Below are 15,847 nucleotides of genomic sequence, written 5' to 3' on the forward strand. Positions count from 1 at the left end.
AGATGGCACCTGGACCTACACCCTGGATAACGACAAGGCGGATGCGCTGGTTGACGGTCAGCCAGCGACCGACACGCTGACCGTGACCTCAAAAGATGGCACGGCGACGGAAACCATCACCGTGAACATCACGGGCAGCAACGATGCGCCTGTAGCAACAGCCAATACTTACGAAGTTATCGAAGGCGCTTCTATCACCGGTAACTTAATTACAAACGACACAGGTGCTGACGTAGATAGTGATGTTGACGCTGACACTCTGTCCGTTACCCACATCAACAATCAACAACTGGTATTCGATCCAGTAACCGGCAATGCAACCCTAACAATCGCCAACGGAACCCTAACCATTAACGCCCAGGGCGATTTCACCTACGAGCACAATGGCAGAGATCCGTTAAACACACCGCCAACCTTCACCTATACCATCAATGATGGTCATCCAGGTGGCGACAGCACTGCAACAGTCACGCTGAATGAAGTTGATGTGCCGGATACTTTGACGGTTAGTGATGCTGGCTGGGTTCAGGAAGGTGAGGTAGCAGAGTTCACGTTGAACATGTCACATTCATCGATTAATGATGTAGAGATTAAACTGGATGTGAATACTTCTGGTCAGTACAACGCTGAGAGTGATGACGTAGTCGGCATCTCTGCTGTGTTCTACAAGGATACCGACGGTACCTTTAAGCCGTTAGTACCTAATGCAGATGGCAACTATGAGATCCCGGCTGGTGCGACCGAGTTAAAAGTCCAGGTACCAACAGTAAATGACGACAACTATGAATGGTCTGAGAAGTTTGCACTTGAGGTAACCGACGTTAACGGTCATTTCGATGCTTCTCTGTCTGACTTTACAGGTGTGGCGACTATCGCCAATGATCAGACCGATCATCCAACAATGTCTATTGAACCAGCCGAAGAAGTTGTTGAGGGTGGTGCAGCGCTGTTTACCCTGAAACTAGATAAAGCATCTGAGCCAGAAATTGAACTCAAGCTAGAGTACATTACGGGTACGGGCGCTGGCAGTGCCAGTGAGTCTGACTTGTACTCTGCGTCGGAACAGCCATTTGCTAATGTAGTTATCACTTACGTTACAGATCAGGGACAGGAAAAAACTATCGCTGTCGATCCGGTTGACGGCACTTTTAACGTGCCTTCAATGGTTACTGAAATCGACATATCGGTTTCTACGGTTGATGATGGCCTGGTCGAGCAGAATGAAGGCTTCGGTATTAAAGTCACTGAGGTCCCATTCACTTCTCCTACTGATAACACTGAGGACAGAATTACCCTGAATGGCGAAAGTGGTGTTACAGGAAGTGGCACTATTGTCGATAACGACGTGCTTCCACCACAGCCAACGGTCACTATTGTTGATGACAAGAACAACAATGAAGTAGTGAATCATGGTGAACTCAAAGATGATGGTCTGCAATTAGAGGTAGAAGTTGACTCCAGCATATTCACCGATGGTGGCGTAGTAACGCTGACTATTCGGGGTGAAACAGTTAGCGTATCGCTTGATCAAAATGGCACTCCGGTTTCAGCGGATAGCAGCCGTACCTTTGAGTACGAAAATGGTGTTCTGAGCTGGGATGAAACTGTCAGTGATGGTGAGGACATTACGGTATCAGCCACTTTGACTGATAAATACGGTAATGAATCAGAACCTGGTCAGGATCAAGCGCATATCAATAACCCACCAGAAGCAGATGACTTCACTATTTCATCTGGTTCAGACAGGGGTGTAGCCGTTAACTTTAATTCATCAGATAGCAGTGCTGACCATATTTCAGACGTCGAAGACGATGCGGATGGCAATGATTTGCATATTGTTATTGTTGAGCTGCCTGCATCAGGAACCCTGATTTATACCGACGAGCACAACGTATCACGTGAGATCACTGCACTGGATGTGACGAATGGTACTGAATTTGCTGCAGATCGCATTACCTATCAGCCTTCAGATGGCCTTGGATTTATCCTTGGATCGAAAGAGGTACCTGACTCTGACCTTAAAGAAGATGGCTTCTATAACTGGGGTAATGCCGTAGAAGGCACTAACGGAAGCCAGCGCGAGGTTGAACTCGCTAATGGTGACTCGATTACTATCAGCAGCAATGAAGGCGCTTTGCATCAGTATAGTGGTGGTACGCATATCGGTCACGGCATCGGCAATGATGACGGCAATGGTATTGAGGTTGGTGAGGTCATTTCAATTAACTTCACTGATGAACCGGTTAGCCAGCTTAACTTTGGCCTTGATGGGTTAGGGGGCTTGTTTGAAAGTCAGGATACAGGTAACGGCGCGGTTGTTACTTTCCACTTTAGTGATGGTACATCTGATACCCAGATATATCGCAAGCCAGCAGGAGAGACGGATAACAACGGTTTGTTCCAGGAGTTCTCATACAGTAATCCGGATGGTAAGAAGATCGTAGGAGTAGACTTTACCACGAAGACAGAAGGTAACTGGGAGCTTCGATACCTTGAAGGTGTGCCTGAAAATGACAGCTTCAAGTATCAGTCGCTGGATTCGGACGGCGACCTCAGTGAAGCTGCAACGGTGACTGTGGATAACTCAAATGCTGACCGGACTCCAGTTGCTACAGAAGGGCACGTAGTAACACAAGAGGCATTAGACCCTTCAGACACTTATGTATTTAAGTGGTCAGACTTTAATATAACGGACATTGATACATCGCCGGCACAGCTAACTGTTCAGATTAACTCACTGCCTCAGTCTGGTCAGTTGATGCTTAATGGAGTGTTGCTGACGTTAGGTGTATCTGTATCTTATGCGGATATTGCAGCTGGTAATCTAACGTTTACTCCGGATAGCTATGACTCAAGCAGTTCAATGGCGAGTGAATCTGGGAACCATGGAGCAGGTGATCAGCAGGCTGATTATGCGGCATTCACCTATGTGGTTAGTGATGGTACGAGCAATAGCCGCGAAACTGAGATGATCATCGATGTGGAAGCGAACGCGAACGCGCCTGTTGTTGATGTAGTATTGAGTGGAGAGCCTGAGTCAAACTATTCAAGTTTTGCTACTGCAGGTCTGAAGTATGAATACTTCTTAAACACGGAGCTAATTCAGGACAAGCTTGGCGCAAGTAATCCGGTTATCGTCGACTCATTCCAGAACGCTTACGGAACGCTAGGCGACGACTATATCATTGGTGAATATGATACAGGTGAAAGCTACTCAATCAGTGGTTCTCCGGCGTCTTCAACGGGTGACGATGGGAATGATATTCTGGTAGGTGCGCAAAACACCAAGAATGATATTCGTGGGGGTACTGGCGACGATATCCTGGTTGCCGGACATGAAACAGATGCACTGTATGGTGTCGATCAGTACGATCCGTCCGCGCGAGATATTGCGATACTGATGGGTAACCGGAGTGATTATGAGGTATCAAAAGGTTCAGGCTTTAGTGGTGTAGATCGATGGTTCAACTTCTCGAAAGATGGTGCTTCGGAAGTGAACTCGCTGCACCTGCATAACATTCGCTATGTACAGTTTGACGACGGTATTTATGAACTTAATCCGAACAACGGGCAACTGACAGAAGTAGAACCTGATTATGTTACTTATCCGGTCGAGATCAGTGTAAACCTGACGGATACAGACGGTAGCGAGGGCCTGCAGAGCGTTGTGTTGGGTGGTCTGGTTTCCGGCTCTATTTTGCTCAGTGCAAATGGTGCGGAACTGGGGGTTGCTGATGCAAGTGGTCAAATCACAGTGCCACTACCACTGGCGAGTGACGGCAGTTATCAAGTTCAGGTTCCTGGTGAGCATGCGGGGCACCTGAACTTAACTGTGACTGCAACTTCAGTAGAGAGTAGTAACGCTGATACCGCTTCAGGCAGTGACTCTATAATGCTGACGGAGGTGATTCCTCATGAGGCTGTAGATGGTTCTCAAAATGAATCATACGGCTCTGGTCATGATATTGCGGTCGGAGATCTGCAGGGTACTGTTGTTGTACCTGGTCAAAGTTACAATATTGCCTTTATGGTAGATACATCGGGCAGTATCTGGGATCAGGATCTTTCGACAATGAAAACTCAGTTGGCATCGGTATTCAGCTCGCTTAAGTCCAGCCTTGGAGAAGCGCATTCAGGTACGGTTAATGTTTTCCTGGCTGACTTTGATAATCCAACTCAGCAGTCGGTGTCGGTTAACCTGGCTGACGTCGATGCACTGACAACGCTTCAAAGCGTACTGGACAGCATGCAAAGTGGCGGTGGAACCAACTATGAGGATGTATTTAAAACGACCTCTAACTGGTTCCAGAGTGGTGATGCTCAAGCTAATACCGGAGCGAGCAATGTTGCTTACTTTATTACTGACGGAAGGGCTACATCACACAACGAAACATCGACGCAAGAGGTTTGGTCGGTGAAATCTAATGGGCAGTGGATTTCACTTGAAGAATATGTGTCAACTCTGGACGGTTCGCATACTCAGCCGATTTATATCAGCAGCGATTCAGTGAAGTATAATGGTGGCTTGCAAGGGCACTATACACTGGCGATTGAACCGGACGGAGATGTCCTCTACTACAGCAATGGTTGGCATGATACCGGATATGATGCGCGTGCTGATGGTGATGGTGCCCTCGAACTGGTCCGCTATGTAGGAGGCTCTGCTGTTGATGATGTCGATTTTGAGGAGGCAAAAGTCGGTTACGATAAGCTTGCTGGTTCGAATGTGACAGTAGAGGCTATTGGCGTTGGAGGTAGTCTGTCGACTGATTATCTGGATGACTTTGATACTGATGGTCAGGTTAAAACTAACCTCAATGTCAATGACCTTGCAGATACCATTTTGGGTAAGATCGAAACTCTGATACCGACTGTAGATACGTTCGACGGCGGTGCCGGGGATGACATTCTGTTTGGTGACTCGGTTACCTTCGCAGGCATTGCAGGGCAGGGTTATGAGGCGATAGAAGGTTATGTTGCCAGTAAAACTGGTGACAGTGATGTGAGTTCTCAAGATGTGCATAACTACATCCGTACTCATGTAGAGGAGTTTGATCAATCTGCTGCGAATCACAAAGCTGACACACTATCCGGAAGCTCAGGCAGTGACATACTATTCGGTCAGGGTGGAGACGATATCTTAGACGGTGGTCTGGGTGACGATTATCTGCTGGGAGGCGATGGTTTGGATACTCTAACCGGAGGTCTTGGCAATGATATCCTGACTGGCGGAGATAGCGCAGACATCTTCAAATGGGTAGGCGCCGATCTGGATGGCAGTACTGACACTATTACAGACTTCGATGTAAATGAAGGCGACAAGATCGACCTCAGTGACCTGTTTGGAGATATTACTCAGGATGATGTCAGCACAATTCTGAGCAGTATCGAGCAGTCTGCTCAGGATACTGATGGTGGTGTTTCTATTAAGGTAGAGAACAGTGCCAACGAGCATGTAACCATCGAGTTGGATGGTATGTCAGCCGCTGACATTACCGCCAATCTGGATAGCATGTTTATTATCAAAGACTAAACATCAGGCAAACAAAAACCGGGATTGAAAAATCCCGGTTTTTTTATGTCGTTGTATTAGAGCATTTCGGCTAGGCTTTTTCCAGTACCCAGTACCCAGTACCCAGTACCTACAGCACCTTACAAGCAAACCCTTTCAGATAAAATCCTTCCGGATACGCAGTATCAACCGGGTGATCCGCTGCCTGTTCAAAACGTTCAATGAACTTCACGCTGCGGCCTGCATCAACGGCGGCGTCGGCGATTACTTTCTGGAACAGGTCGCTGCCCATCAGGCCGGAGCATGAATAGGTGAGTAGGGTGCCGCCAGGTTTCAGGATCTGCATTGCCAGCATGTTGATGTCTTTGTAGCCGTTGGCGCCGGAGGTCAGGTTTTGTTTGCCGGATACGAACTTCGGCGGGTCCATGATCACTACGTCAAATTTAGTGCCCTGGTCGCGGTATTCGCGCAGCAGTTTGAACACGTCAGCGTTCAGGAACACGGCGCGTTTTTTCGAAATATCGAAGCCGTTGATTTCGGCGTTGTGTTTGGCGGTATCCAGTGCTGGCTGAGAAACGTCTGCGTTGATCACGCGTGCAGCGCCGCCTTTCAGGGCGTACAGGCCAAAACCGCCGGTGTAGCTGAAACAGTTGAGGACTTCTTTGTCCTTCACGTACTTCATCGCCTGCTGACGGCTGTCACGCTGGTCGAGGTAGAAGCCGGTTTTGTGGCCTTCAACGATATCAACGCTGATCTTTACGCCGTTTTCTTCAATCACGACTGATTTTGGTGGCATCTCGCCGTGCAGAACACCCATGGTTTCTTCCAGGCCTTCTTTCTTACGTACGGCTACATCAGAGCGTTCGTAGATATTGCACTCAGGGAACACTTCCAGAAGGGCGGCAACCAGGGTTTGTTTGTTGTATTCCGCACCAGCGCTCAGAAGCTGGCAGACCAGGTAATCCTGGTATTTATCGATGGTAATGCCTGGCAGGCCGTCAGACTCTGCCGCGATCAGGCGAAAACCGGTCAGGCCGTCACGTTCGATGATGTCCTGGCGCAGCAGCAGCGCGTCTTTGATGCGCTGAACGAAGAATGCCTGGTCGATAGGCTGTTTTTTGTCAAAGCTCCAGACACGGGCACGGATCTGTGAATGAGGGGAGTAGGCGGCTTTGGCCAGCCATTTTCCGTCGTGTGCCAGAATATCAACGGTTTCACCAAGCTGTGGTTCGCCAACGATTTTTTGAATACCGCGGGAGAAAATCCATGGGTGTTTGCGGCGCAGCGATTTGTCGCGGCCTTTTACCAGATAGATAGCAGGTGTCATAGAAGTGCCTGAAGTTATAAAAAATAAGGCGCGTATTGTCCGCTATGGCCTCTGGAATTGCAACCAGCAAAAAGGGCTGCCGAAGCAGCCCCTGGAATTAGTAAGAGTTGTTTGTGAATCAGGCTTTCAGGCCGGTCAGCAGGCCTTCCATCTGGTCACTTTGGGTGCGCAGTTTGTCGATGTTGCCTTTGGATGACTGGATAAGGTCATTCACCTGGCTGGACTGGTCACGCACGCTTTCAACACTGGCTGCGATACTGTCTGCTACCACGCCCTGTTCTTCGGCTGCAGTGGCGATTTGGGTGCTGCTTTCAGAGATAAACTGGTTCTTGTCTGAAAGGTCGCCGATTTGGGTGTCCACTTCCCCCATCAGTACCTGGCCCTGACCGGCATTTTCTACAGTAGTTTCCATCAGCTTGGTCAGCGCACCGCTGTTTCGTTGCAGGGCTTCGATCATGGTCTGGATCTCAACAGTTGCCTGCTGGGTACGGCCTGCCAGGGTACGGACTTCGTCTGCTACCACAGCAAATCCGCGGCCCTGCTCACCGGCGCGGGCTGCTTCAATCGCGGCGTTCAGTGCCAGCAGGTTAGTCTGTTCAGAAATACCGTTGATGGTGGTGACCACTTCATCGATTTGAGCGGCATTCTGATCAAGCTCTGCAACGGCGGCAGCAGCAGACTGAATTTCATTACTCAGGCTGGAGATTGCGCCCAGGGTTTCGCTCACTTTTGCCTGGCCGCTCTGGGCTACGCTGCGGGCATCATCGGTTTGCAGGCTGGAATCATGGGCGAGGTTGGCAACTTCTCGAATGGTCGTCGCCATTTGCTCGGTAGCACTGGCCAGTGAGTCGAGGCTTGCCTGTTGCTGGGAAGAAAGGTCAGCGCTGCTGTCAGACGACAGGTTGAGCTCAGAACTGATTTGCTGCATCAGTGCGACAGATTCCTGCATTGCCTGAACCAGCCCCTGTTCCCGTTCAGCTACTTTGTCGATGTTGATGGCGATGGTGCTGAACTCATCACGTACTTTGAAGTAGTTAAGACGGCTGGTCAGATCGCCCTGTACCAGGGTGTCGATCGCTTTGTTGGTTGAGAACATCGCGCCGCCGATGAAGGTCATGATGTAGTAGACGCCCATAGCCACAATGAAAAGCGCGACGGCGATCAGAATCATCTGAGTGCCGGAGAGATAGGACATCAGGCTGATGTCGGGTTCTTTACTCGCTGCGATTTTTGCCAGCACAGCGGCGTCCTGACTGGCGAGGTCCAGCACCATTTGCTGGGCAGCATAGTGGCAAACGCCGAGAACAAGAATAATGGCCAAAACAGGGAGGAAAAAAAGAACGTAAAACTTTTCTCTCAGGGTCAAATGGATCAGGTACTTGTCGATCCAGCGGAATGGGATTTCTTTCATATCATGACTCTCAAAAAAATTCGGTTAAACCGTTTATATTTATAATGAAGAATTAATATAGCACCGCCTTATGGAGAGGAGTATATGCATGAGTGAAAAGTGTGTGCGGTTTTGCGTAAAAGGCATTGTTCAGGGAGTTGGGTTTCGTTATCACACAGCTCATCAGGGGATAAAACTTGGCCTGAACGGTTACGCCAAAAACCTGCCGAACGGTGATGTGGAAGTTAAGGTAGTGGGAGAGCTGGCCCGGATCAATAAGCTGGCACAGTGGCTGGAAGAGGGGCCAATAACGTCGAGGGTAGATTCAGTGACAGCAGAAGAAGCAGAATTTCAGCCAATGACAGGCTTTGAAATATTGTAAGCTGCTATGGCAGCCAGAATAATGCCTTGCAGGACCCAGGACCCAGGACCCAGGACCCAGGACCCAGGACCCAGGACCCAGGACCCAGGACCCAGGACCCAGGACCTCAAATTATAAACACTTCGCCGGTTTTGGCAGGCCAGCGAGCTTGGTGGCCTGCTTGGCCGGCCCCTGACGGAACAGTTTGAACAGGTATTTACTGTTGCCTTTTTCCGGGCCGTGTTCTTTTTCTATTGCTTTTACCAGCATGCGAACTGCCGGTGAGGTGTTGAACTCTTCATAGAAGTTACGCACGAAGCGGATCACTTCCCAGTGCGCATCAGTCAGCTCGATGCCTTCTTTTTCGGCCAGCAGGGGAACCATGCCTTCTTCCCAGTCAGTGTGGTTGAGCAGGTAGCCCTGAGCATCGGTTTCGATTTGTTTGCCCTGATATTCGAACATAGTTAAATTCTCGCTGTATATTTGGGCGATAGAATAGCAGAAATAAAAAAGCCCGGGCAATCAGTGCCCGGGCTTTGTGTTGTCAGTTGGACAATTAGTCGTCGCCCATGATACCAAGAATGCTCAGCAGGCTGATAAACAGGTTGTAGATAGAAACATACAGGCTTACCGTTGCTGAGATGTAGTTAGTCTCACCACCGCGTACGATTTGCTGGGTAGTCAGCAGGATCACACCGGTAGAGAACAGAACAAACATACCGCTCATCGCCATGTACAGCATTGGCATTTGCAGGAAGATGTTCGCTACCATGCCTACCAGCAGTACTACAAAGCCAGCCATCAGTACGCCGCCCAGAACAGACAGGTCACGTTTGGTGGTCAGTGCGTAAGCAGAGGCACCCAGGAACGCAAGGGCGGTACCGCCAAGTGCAGTAATGATCACATCACCCATGCCTGCACCAATGTACATGTTCAGGATTGGACCTGTGGTGTAACCCAGGAAACCGGTGAACAGGAAGGTAAATACCAGACCCATGCTGTTGTTACGGTTCTTTTCTGTCAGAAACAGCAGGCCATAGAAACCAACCAGCATCAGGATAAGGCCCGGGCGTGGCAGGTTAAGTGCCATAGAGACTGTCGCAACAACCGCTGACCACAGCAGTGTCATCGACAGCAGGAAATAAGTATTGCGAAGTACTTTGTTCGTTTGAAGCACACTCTCTTCGCGACGTGCGCCGGATACCATAGGACCGTTCATAATCTTCCTCACGGGTGACTGATCTTTATAAGCTCTTTATGGGGCCAATAGTTGCACAAAACAAGGCTTATTGGCCACTGGTTATAAGAAAATCATACGAGAAATGGGATTACAGGTGTATGGCAGTTTGTAACACATTGTAAACGATGGGGCGAAGAGGGATTGTTTACCTGCCAGTAAACGGTCTGTGGCAGGAGTTATTGCGCCGGATTTGCATCAGTTTCCCGGGAAGCGATTATTTTTGGTAGACTTTTTGTCAGGACAAGAATCAGATGTAAGGGAAAGGATGCGCTATTTTCCACTGTTTTATGATTTAAACAATAAGCCGGTACTGGTAGTGGGTGGCGGTGAAGTGGCCTGCCGTAAAGTGGAGTCTCTGCTAAAAGCGGGTGCGAGTGTTACTGTGGTATCACCACAGCTGGACACGCAGCTTCAGGAGTGGACTGAAGAGGGGCGCTGTATCTGGGATAAAGGCTTCTATCGTAAGGAGCTCTTACCAAAGTATGTTCAGGTCTGGGCCACAACAAACAACCCTCAGCTTAATCACCAGGTCTGCCAGGATGCCCGGAAGCAGGGGATCATGGTCAATGTGGTGGATGACCCGTCTCACTGCGATTTTATTACTCCGTCTATGATCAATCGCGGCCGCATCCAGGTGGCGATCTCCAGCGGCGGCGCATCGCCTGTGATGGTGCGAAATATCCGCGAACAGTTTGAATCCCTGCTTGGGCAGAACATTTCCGCTCAGGCGGATTTTGCCGCGTCGAAACGCAGCAGTATTCAGCAGACGCTGCCGGATGTAGCAGAACGCAGGCGTTTTTGGGAGGCTTTTTTTGCCCACCCGGATGTGGCGTTTGCTGCCAGCCGTAACGAACTTGAAGCTGTGTATACCGCATTGCTGGAAAACTATTCAAGACCGGAACCAATGGTGTTTTGGCAGGAGTTTGCAGGTGACCCTGAGCGGCTGATGATGAAGAGCCTGCGGGCAATGCAGAGAAGCGAACTGGTATTGTACCCCAAAGCGTGTAGCGATGACTTTCTGGAACTGATCCGGCGTGATGCGGAGCGGGTGCGGTATGATAATTACGCCCACCTTGGCACTTTGCTCAAACAGGCAGAAAAGGATGGGCTGAGTGTGTGCATTATGGTTCCGGAAGGAGCCGGAAAGGAGAGTGGGCTGGCGCTTCTGATGCAAAATGCCCGTTACTTCACGTTGGGCAAAGAAGGTTTTTAGCCGTCAGAGCTGAATGGTAAGAATGAAAAAGGGCTCATCAGAGCCCTTTTTTAATGCGTTGCTTACGCAGACAGAGTTAGTCGCGGAAGTTGTTGAACTGGAACGGCTGGCCCAGGTCGGCTTCGCGAACCAGTGCCATCACATTTTGCAGGTCATCGCGTTTCTTACCGGTAACACGAACTTTATCGCCCTGGATAGCGGCCTGAACTTTCAGTTTGGCGTCTTTGATCTTTTTTACGATCTTCTTGGCCGTCAGACTGTCGACACCCTGTTTGAAAACAGCATCCTGGTACCAGTTTTTACCCGAATGAACAGAGTCTTTCAGCTCCATAGCCGCAGCATCAACGCCACGCTTAGCCAGGTTACCGCGAAGGATGTCCATCATCTGCTTGAGCTGAAAATCATCTTCGGCGGCCAGTTTAACGGTATCTTCACCGTTAAGTTCAAAGCTTGCTTCCACGTTGCGGAAATCGAAACGGGTCGCCAGTTCACGGTTGGCGTTATCGACGGAGTTTTTCAGTTCAACTTTATCGACTTCAGAAACAATATCAAAAGAGGGCATGGTTAACTTCCTGGTAAACTATTAAGCGTTGTAACGGGATTTGATGGCCTCTGCCAGCATATCCAGCATTTTTTCGGTGTCGTTCCAGCCAAGGCATGGGTCGGTCACTGAGCAGCCGTAGGTCAGATTGTCCAAATCATCCATTGGCTGGTTGCCTTCCTCGATAAAGCTTTCTGCCATGATGCCGGCAATGTGGTTTGAGCCGGATTTGATCTGCTGACAAATGTCTTCACATACATTCAGTTGCTTGCGGTGCTGTTTTTCACAGTTAGCGTGGCTGAAATCCACCACGAGGCGCTGAGGCAGGTCAAATTCTGCCAGTTTGCTGCTCGCTTCTTCAATGGACGCCGCATCAAAGTTAGGGCCCTTGTCGCCACCACGCAGAATGATGTGACCAAACGGGTTGCCTGATGTGCGGTAAACCGTCATGCGGCCGTTTTTGTCTGGCGAGTAGAAGTAGTGGGGTGCTTTGGAGGCGCGAATCGCATCAATGGCGATCTTAACGTTGCCGTTGGTACCGTTTTTAAATCCAACCGGGCAGGACAGGGCAGATGCCATTTCGCGGTGGATTTGAGATTCAGTGGTACGTGCGCCGATAGCGCCCCAGGTGATCAGGTCAGCAATGTACTGGCCGGTGATCATGTCAAGAAACTCAGTTGCAGTCGCCAGACCCAGTTTGTTGATGTCCAGCAGCAGGCCACGGGCTTTGTTCAGACCGGTTTCCAGCGCGTAAGAGCCATCCAGGTTTGGATCGGTGATCAGGCCTTTCCAGCCTACGACAGTGCGCGGTTTTTCAAAGTAGGTACGCATAACGATGAACAGCTGGTCACGGTATTTTTCCTGTACCGCGCTCAGGCGCTGTGCATAGTCCAGTGCGGCTTCGGTGTCGTGTACCGAGCATGGTCCGACAATAACCAGCAGGCGGGAATCCTGTCCGGTCAGAATAGCTTCGATCTGGCGACGGGAGTCGGCAATTCTTTGTGCAACATCATCCGTGACAGGATGTGCATGAACCAGTTCAGCCGGTGTTGGCATCGGGCCAAGGGGCTGGGTTCGCAATTCATCTGTTTTTAGTGGCATTTTCGCGCCCGTGTATTACTGCAAAAGCGATAAGATAACGGAAATAACAGCAGGAATAAACACAGGGAACGGAATCGGTGCAAAATCAGCGGTTAATTTACCGATTTGTGTACGATATTAGTGCCATGAAGGGATTTAGTGAGCTTGAGGTTTCGGTTTCATACCCGGCTGTGGTATTTTCGATTGAGTCATATTAAAAACAGGAAGTAATGGAGTTGCAATGACCTTATCTAATCAGGGAAAGACGAACAGTGAACTGAAACTGGGCCAGGCCTTTCCGGGCTATCAGCAGCAATCAGAGGGTGAAATGCCTGAGCTGATGGTGTCACTTTCGTCACTTATTCACGAGGTCATCTCCTATCATCCCGGGCTGATTGGCAGCCAGGATACGTTATCAGAGCAGGACAAGACAGCGCTGGAAGCGATGACTCAGGGGCGGGAGTTACAAGGTCACTTTGTTCAGGCACTGGTACAGGCGATTAAAGGCCGGGCCGCACAGGGCATTGAAAAAGTGCGCATTCGTCTGAGTGATGACTGCAGCTATCAGCTCAGTTCGCTTCTTGGTGGTCAGATTGAACCGGCGCGGGTGAATCCGCTGATGAGTGCCCGTGGCGTAAGCCGTTATGCCTGTGATGAATACAAGCCGGTATTTGCGGCTGAGTGTGAAGTGATCAAACAGCTCAGAAATGACGGGCTGGACGTGGAGATTGTGGTCCCGTTTGTACGCTCACTGAGTGATGCGGCCAAAGTTATCGATATGCTGGCAGAACAGGGATTACCGCGCGGGCTGAATGGCCTGAAAGTGTTGTTCAGTTGCGACGTACCAAGCTCGGCTTTGCTGAGTGAAAAGCTGCTGCAGTATTTTGATGGGGTGGTGATCAGCGCAGATAATCTTGCGCAGCATACTTTCGGTCTGGACAGAAGTGATGAAGCGCTGGCTGTCGCAGTGGACACGGATAACGATGCGGTACTCGAATTGGTTGCCGTGGTGCTGAAGACTGCAACGGCACATAACAAACCGGTTCTCGCGAATGTAAACAGCCTTGATGGTATTCCTAAGTTACTGGAAAGACTGACAGAAAGTAACGCAACTGTGTTCGTGACAATGTAACTATGCTCAGGCTTTGCCGCAGGGCGCTGTCTCTGCGGTGTTCGTTCTTCAGGTGCGAATGTTAATAACATGTTGACATTTGTGGGCTCGCATCGTTAACTGGTCAAACCAGAATGCGAGGTGCCTTATGTCTTCTTCATCACTGTTATCTTCACTGCTTTCACCGCTTCAGCAGGCCAACTTCTATCTCAACCTGTTCGGTTTCTTTAAGGTGCCGTTGATCTGGCTGTGCCACCCAAAAATCGAATCACTGAATGAAGACCAGGTAGTGGTCAGGATCCCGCTTCGCAGACGAACCAAAAACCACCTTGGCAGTATGTATTTTGGCACTCTTGCGGTAGGCGCTGATGTAGCGGGCGGGTTTATGGCGATGAGCAAAGCGAAGGCGCGGGGCGGAAAGGTGTCACTGGCGTTTAAGGGAGTGAGTGCGGAGTTCCTGAAACGTCCGGAGGCCGATGTTATCTTCACCTGTGAGGATGGCAGGCTGATTGACCAGATGCTGGATGATACCTTTGCGACCGGAGAGCGGGTGAACAAGGCGGTGCGTATAGTGGCGACCTGTCCATCGCTTCACGGAGAGGAGCCCATGGCCGTATTCGATCTGGTTCTGTCGCTGAAATCGAATGATAAACAGAAACAGAAACAGAAACAGAAAGGCGACCAGAAGGCCGCCTGACTCGCGATCAGCTGAGTTTGATTTGCTCAATATCGATGATTTTTGAACGGTTGAGGACGATTTTCCAGCGGTAATACCTTGGTGAGCCATCGCCGTTGTCTTCTTTTACGATTAAGTTCACCAGGTGCCGCTTTTCAACGCTCTCTTTGCTCACCTGACCCTCATTGAGCACATATATCCGGTTAGAGCCTTTTTCTATCAGACGGGCGATTTGCGCCAGGCTTATCCAGGTGGTTTCCCGGGTTTGCTCATAACCACTCATATACAGGGTGGTACTCATTTTGGTGATGTTGCGGTAAGCGAGAACATGCTCTTCCCGCTGGGTAACCCGGTGTTTTCGAATTTTTTGAACCTGCTCCGGCAACAGTTCAAAACTGCTGTAATCGAGCCATTCGATTTTGTTGCCCACCTGTTTCTTGGTGGTCGGGTCGAAATAACGTGAGCGCCATTTTGGACGGCCTTTTCGGATCCAGCGCATCATGACTTCGCGCAGGTCATCTTTAAAGATCTCGCGAAACGCATATATTACGGACATCACCAGAATAAATGCTGCGGTAATTTCGCCGAGATAGTCCCGGGTCATCAGCATTACGCTGGTCACAAACAGCATGACAATACCGGTGGCGGTGCCTTTTACTGCCCGTATGGCATTTTTACCCATGGTGGTGCTTTTCTTTTTCAGCACGATTGGGTATTCGATAAGGCGTCGGAGCAGGCGCATTTTGTTGGTCATGCGCGTCACATCATTACGGGCTTTTTTGGAGTTGTATTTGTTCAGCTCCCGGTGAGCGCGTTCTTTTTCACACAAGACGATTAAGCGCTGGCGAATGGTGTTGTAGTCACCGCCCCGTGGCAGGTGTGCCACCAGCGAGAGCAGTTGCTGCTCGGTATACCAGGAGAGGTAATTATCAATGTTGGCATAGTAGCGTTTAAGCCCATCATCATAGGGAATGGCGCGACGCAGGCGTTTAAGTATGTCGAGGGCCAGGATCAGGACTTCATCGATCTCATCTTCAGTGACGCTGTCACGCTCAAGATGGTTGAGTTCATCAATGGCTTTATCCAGTGCGACCAGATACTGGTACGCAAACAGGCTCAGACTGACCCGGTACTGCTTTTGTGAGAGTCGGCCACGTTTGGCCAGGCGGCTGTGAACCAGCGGCAGCAGGATTTCATCACTGTAATAGGCGCGTTTTTCTTTGATGGCGCCATAGTAAAAATCATCTTCACTGAGCATCTTCTGGCTGAGTGGGATCTCGCCGGGGACAAACAGGTACCAGTCCAGCTTAAGCTGTTTGGAATCCGGCATAACATGGGTGAGCTTAAGGCTCAGGGCATCTTGTTTTTCTAATGTTATCAAATGGCACCCTTTGGT

12 protein-coding genes are annotated in these 15,847 nt (G+C 49.9%); 5 read left to right on the forward strand and 7 right to left on the reverse strand.

The window, feature by feature from the left end; translation table 11 throughout:
- A partial coding sequence (locus ACVB80_RS17710; protein ID WP_481082620.1) for a VCBS domain-containing protein occupies positions 1-5,533 on the forward strand: 5,533 nt, incomplete at its 5' end.
- A gap of 109 nt (positions 5,534-5,642) precedes the next feature.
- Here the strand turns inward: ACVB80_RS17710 and ACVB80_RS17715 are convergent.
- Together ACVB80_RS17715 and ACVB80_RS17720 are read right to left on the reverse strand one after the other, a co-directional pair.
- A complete protein-coding gene (locus tag ACVB80_RS17715; RefSeq protein WP_481082621.1) occupies positions 5,643-6,839 on the reverse strand; it encodes a class I SAM-dependent methyltransferase in 1,197 nt (398 codons plus the stop codon).
- Between the two features lie 118 nt (positions 6,840-6,957).
- Positions 6,958-8,112, reverse strand: coding sequence for a methyl-accepting chemotaxis protein (locus tag ACVB80_RS17720; protein WP_481082785.1), 1,155 nt, complete (start codon positions 8,110-8,112; stop codon positions 6,958-6,960).
- A gap of 226 nt (positions 8,113-8,338) precedes the next feature.
- On the opposite strand from ACVB80_RS17720, the gene yccX reads away from it, so the two are divergent.
- On the forward strand, positions 8,339-8,611 hold the full coding sequence (gene yccX, locus ACVB80_RS17725; RefSeq protein WP_481082622.1) for an acylphosphatase: 273 nt from the start codon (positions 8,339-8,341) through the stop codon (positions 8,609-8,611).
- Between the two features lie 111 nt (positions 8,612-8,722).
- On the opposite strand, the gene ACVB80_RS17730 is transcribed toward yccX, so the two are convergent.
- Entirely contained in the window at positions 8,723-9,052 is a 330-nt protein-coding gene (locus ACVB80_RS17730; protein ID WP_481082623.1) for a TusE/DsrC/DsvC family sulfur relay protein, read from the reverse strand.
- 94 nt (positions 9,053-9,146) lie between these two features.
- On the reverse strand, positions 9,147-9,809 hold the full coding sequence (locus ACVB80_RS17735) for a Bax inhibitor-1/YccA family protein (protein ID WP_481082624.1): 663 nt from the start codon (positions 9,807-9,809) through the stop codon (positions 9,147-9,149).
- Between the two features lie 286 nt (positions 9,810-10,095).
- Here ACVB80_RS17735 and ACVB80_RS17740 point away from each other — a divergent pair, with 286 nt between their 5' ends.
- Positions 10,096-11,043, forward strand: coding sequence for a precorrin-2 dehydrogenase/sirohydrochlorin ferrochelatase family protein (locus ACVB80_RS17740; RefSeq protein ID WP_481082625.1), 948 nt, complete (start codon positions 10,096-10,098; stop codon positions 11,041-11,043).
- 76 nt (positions 11,044-11,119) lie between these two features.
- Here ACVB80_RS17740 and ACVB80_RS17745 read toward each other — a convergent pair whose 3' ends face one another.
- The gene (locus ACVB80_RS17745) at positions 11,120-11,605 is read right to left on the reverse strand and encodes a YajQ family cyclic di-GMP-binding protein (RefSeq protein ID WP_481082626.1); all 486 of its coding nucleotides are present in this window, start codon (positions 11,603-11,605) and stop codon (positions 11,120-11,122) included.
- A gap of 21 nt (positions 11,606-11,626) precedes the next feature.
- On the reverse strand, positions 11,627-12,685 hold the full coding sequence (locus ACVB80_RS17750) for a 3-deoxy-7-phosphoheptulonate synthase (protein ID WP_481082627.1): 1,059 nt from the start codon (positions 12,683-12,685) through the stop codon (positions 11,627-11,629).
- Positions 12,686-12,905: 220 nt separating this feature from the next.
- Here ACVB80_RS17750 and ACVB80_RS17755 point away from each other — a divergent pair, with 220 nt between their 5' ends.
- Positions 12,906-13,796 (forward strand): putative PEP-binding protein, encoded by an 891-nt coding sequence (locus ACVB80_RS17755; RefSeq protein ID WP_481082628.1) that lies wholly within the window; start codon positions 12,906-12,908, stop codon positions 13,794-13,796.
- Positions 13,797-13,923: 127 nt separating this feature from the next.
- Complete coding sequence (locus ACVB80_RS17760) at positions 13,924-14,472, forward strand: DUF4442 domain-containing protein (RefSeq protein ID WP_481082629.1); 549 nt, start codon at positions 13,924-13,926, stop codon at positions 14,470-14,472.
- Positions 14,473-14,479: 7 nt separating this feature from the next.
- Here the strand turns inward: ACVB80_RS17760 and ACVB80_RS17765 are convergent, their stop codons facing one another.
- Complete coding sequence (locus tag ACVB80_RS17765; protein ID WP_481082630.1) at positions 14,480-15,832, reverse strand: hypothetical protein; 1,353 nt, start codon at positions 15,830-15,832, stop codon at positions 14,480-14,482.
- Positions 15,833-15,847: the final 15 nt, after the last annotated feature.

Source organism: Vibrio sp. 9-16B-A1 (genome assembly GCF_056726165.1).

Excerpts from the sequence above, each read along its gene's own strand:
- ACVB80_RS17715 (WP_481082621.1), bottom strand. The coding sequence starts at position 6,839 with ATGACACCTGCTATCTATCTGGTAAAAGGCCGCGACAAATCGCTGCGC.
- ACVB80_RS17720 (WP_481082785.1), bottom strand. The coding sequence starts at position 8,112 with ATGGTGCTGGACCTCGCCAGTCAGGACGCCGCTGTGCTGGCAAAAATC.
- yccX (WP_481082622.1), top strand. The coding sequence starts at position 8,339 with ATGAGTGAAAAGTGTGTGCGGTTTTGCGTAAAAGGCATTGTTCAGGGA.
- ACVB80_RS17730 (WP_481082623.1), bottom strand. The coding sequence starts at position 9,052 with ATGTTCGAATATCAGGGCAAACAAATCGAAACCGATGCTCAGGGCTAC.
- ACVB80_RS17735 (WP_481082624.1), bottom strand. The coding sequence starts at position 9,809 with ATGAACGGTCCTATGGTATCCGGCGCACGTCGCGAAGAGAGTGTGCTT.
- ACVB80_RS17740 (WP_481082625.1), top strand. The coding sequence starts at position 10,096 with ATGCGCTATTTTCCACTGTTTTATGATTTAAACAATAAGCCGGTACTG.
- ACVB80_RS17745 (WP_481082626.1), bottom strand. The coding sequence starts at position 11,605 with ATGCCCTCTTTTGATATTGTTTCTGAAGTCGATAAAGTTGAACTGAAA.
- ACVB80_RS17750 (WP_481082627.1), bottom strand. The coding sequence starts at position 12,685 with ATGCCACTAAAAACAGATGAATTGCGAACCCAGCCCCTTGGCCCGATG.
- ACVB80_RS17755 (WP_481082628.1), top strand. The coding sequence starts at position 12,906 with ATGACCTTATCTAATCAGGGAAAGACGAACAGTGAACTGAAACTGGGC.
- ACVB80_RS17760 (WP_481082629.1), top strand. The coding sequence starts at position 13,924 with ATGTCTTCTTCATCACTGTTATCTTCACTGCTTTCACCGCTTCAGCAG.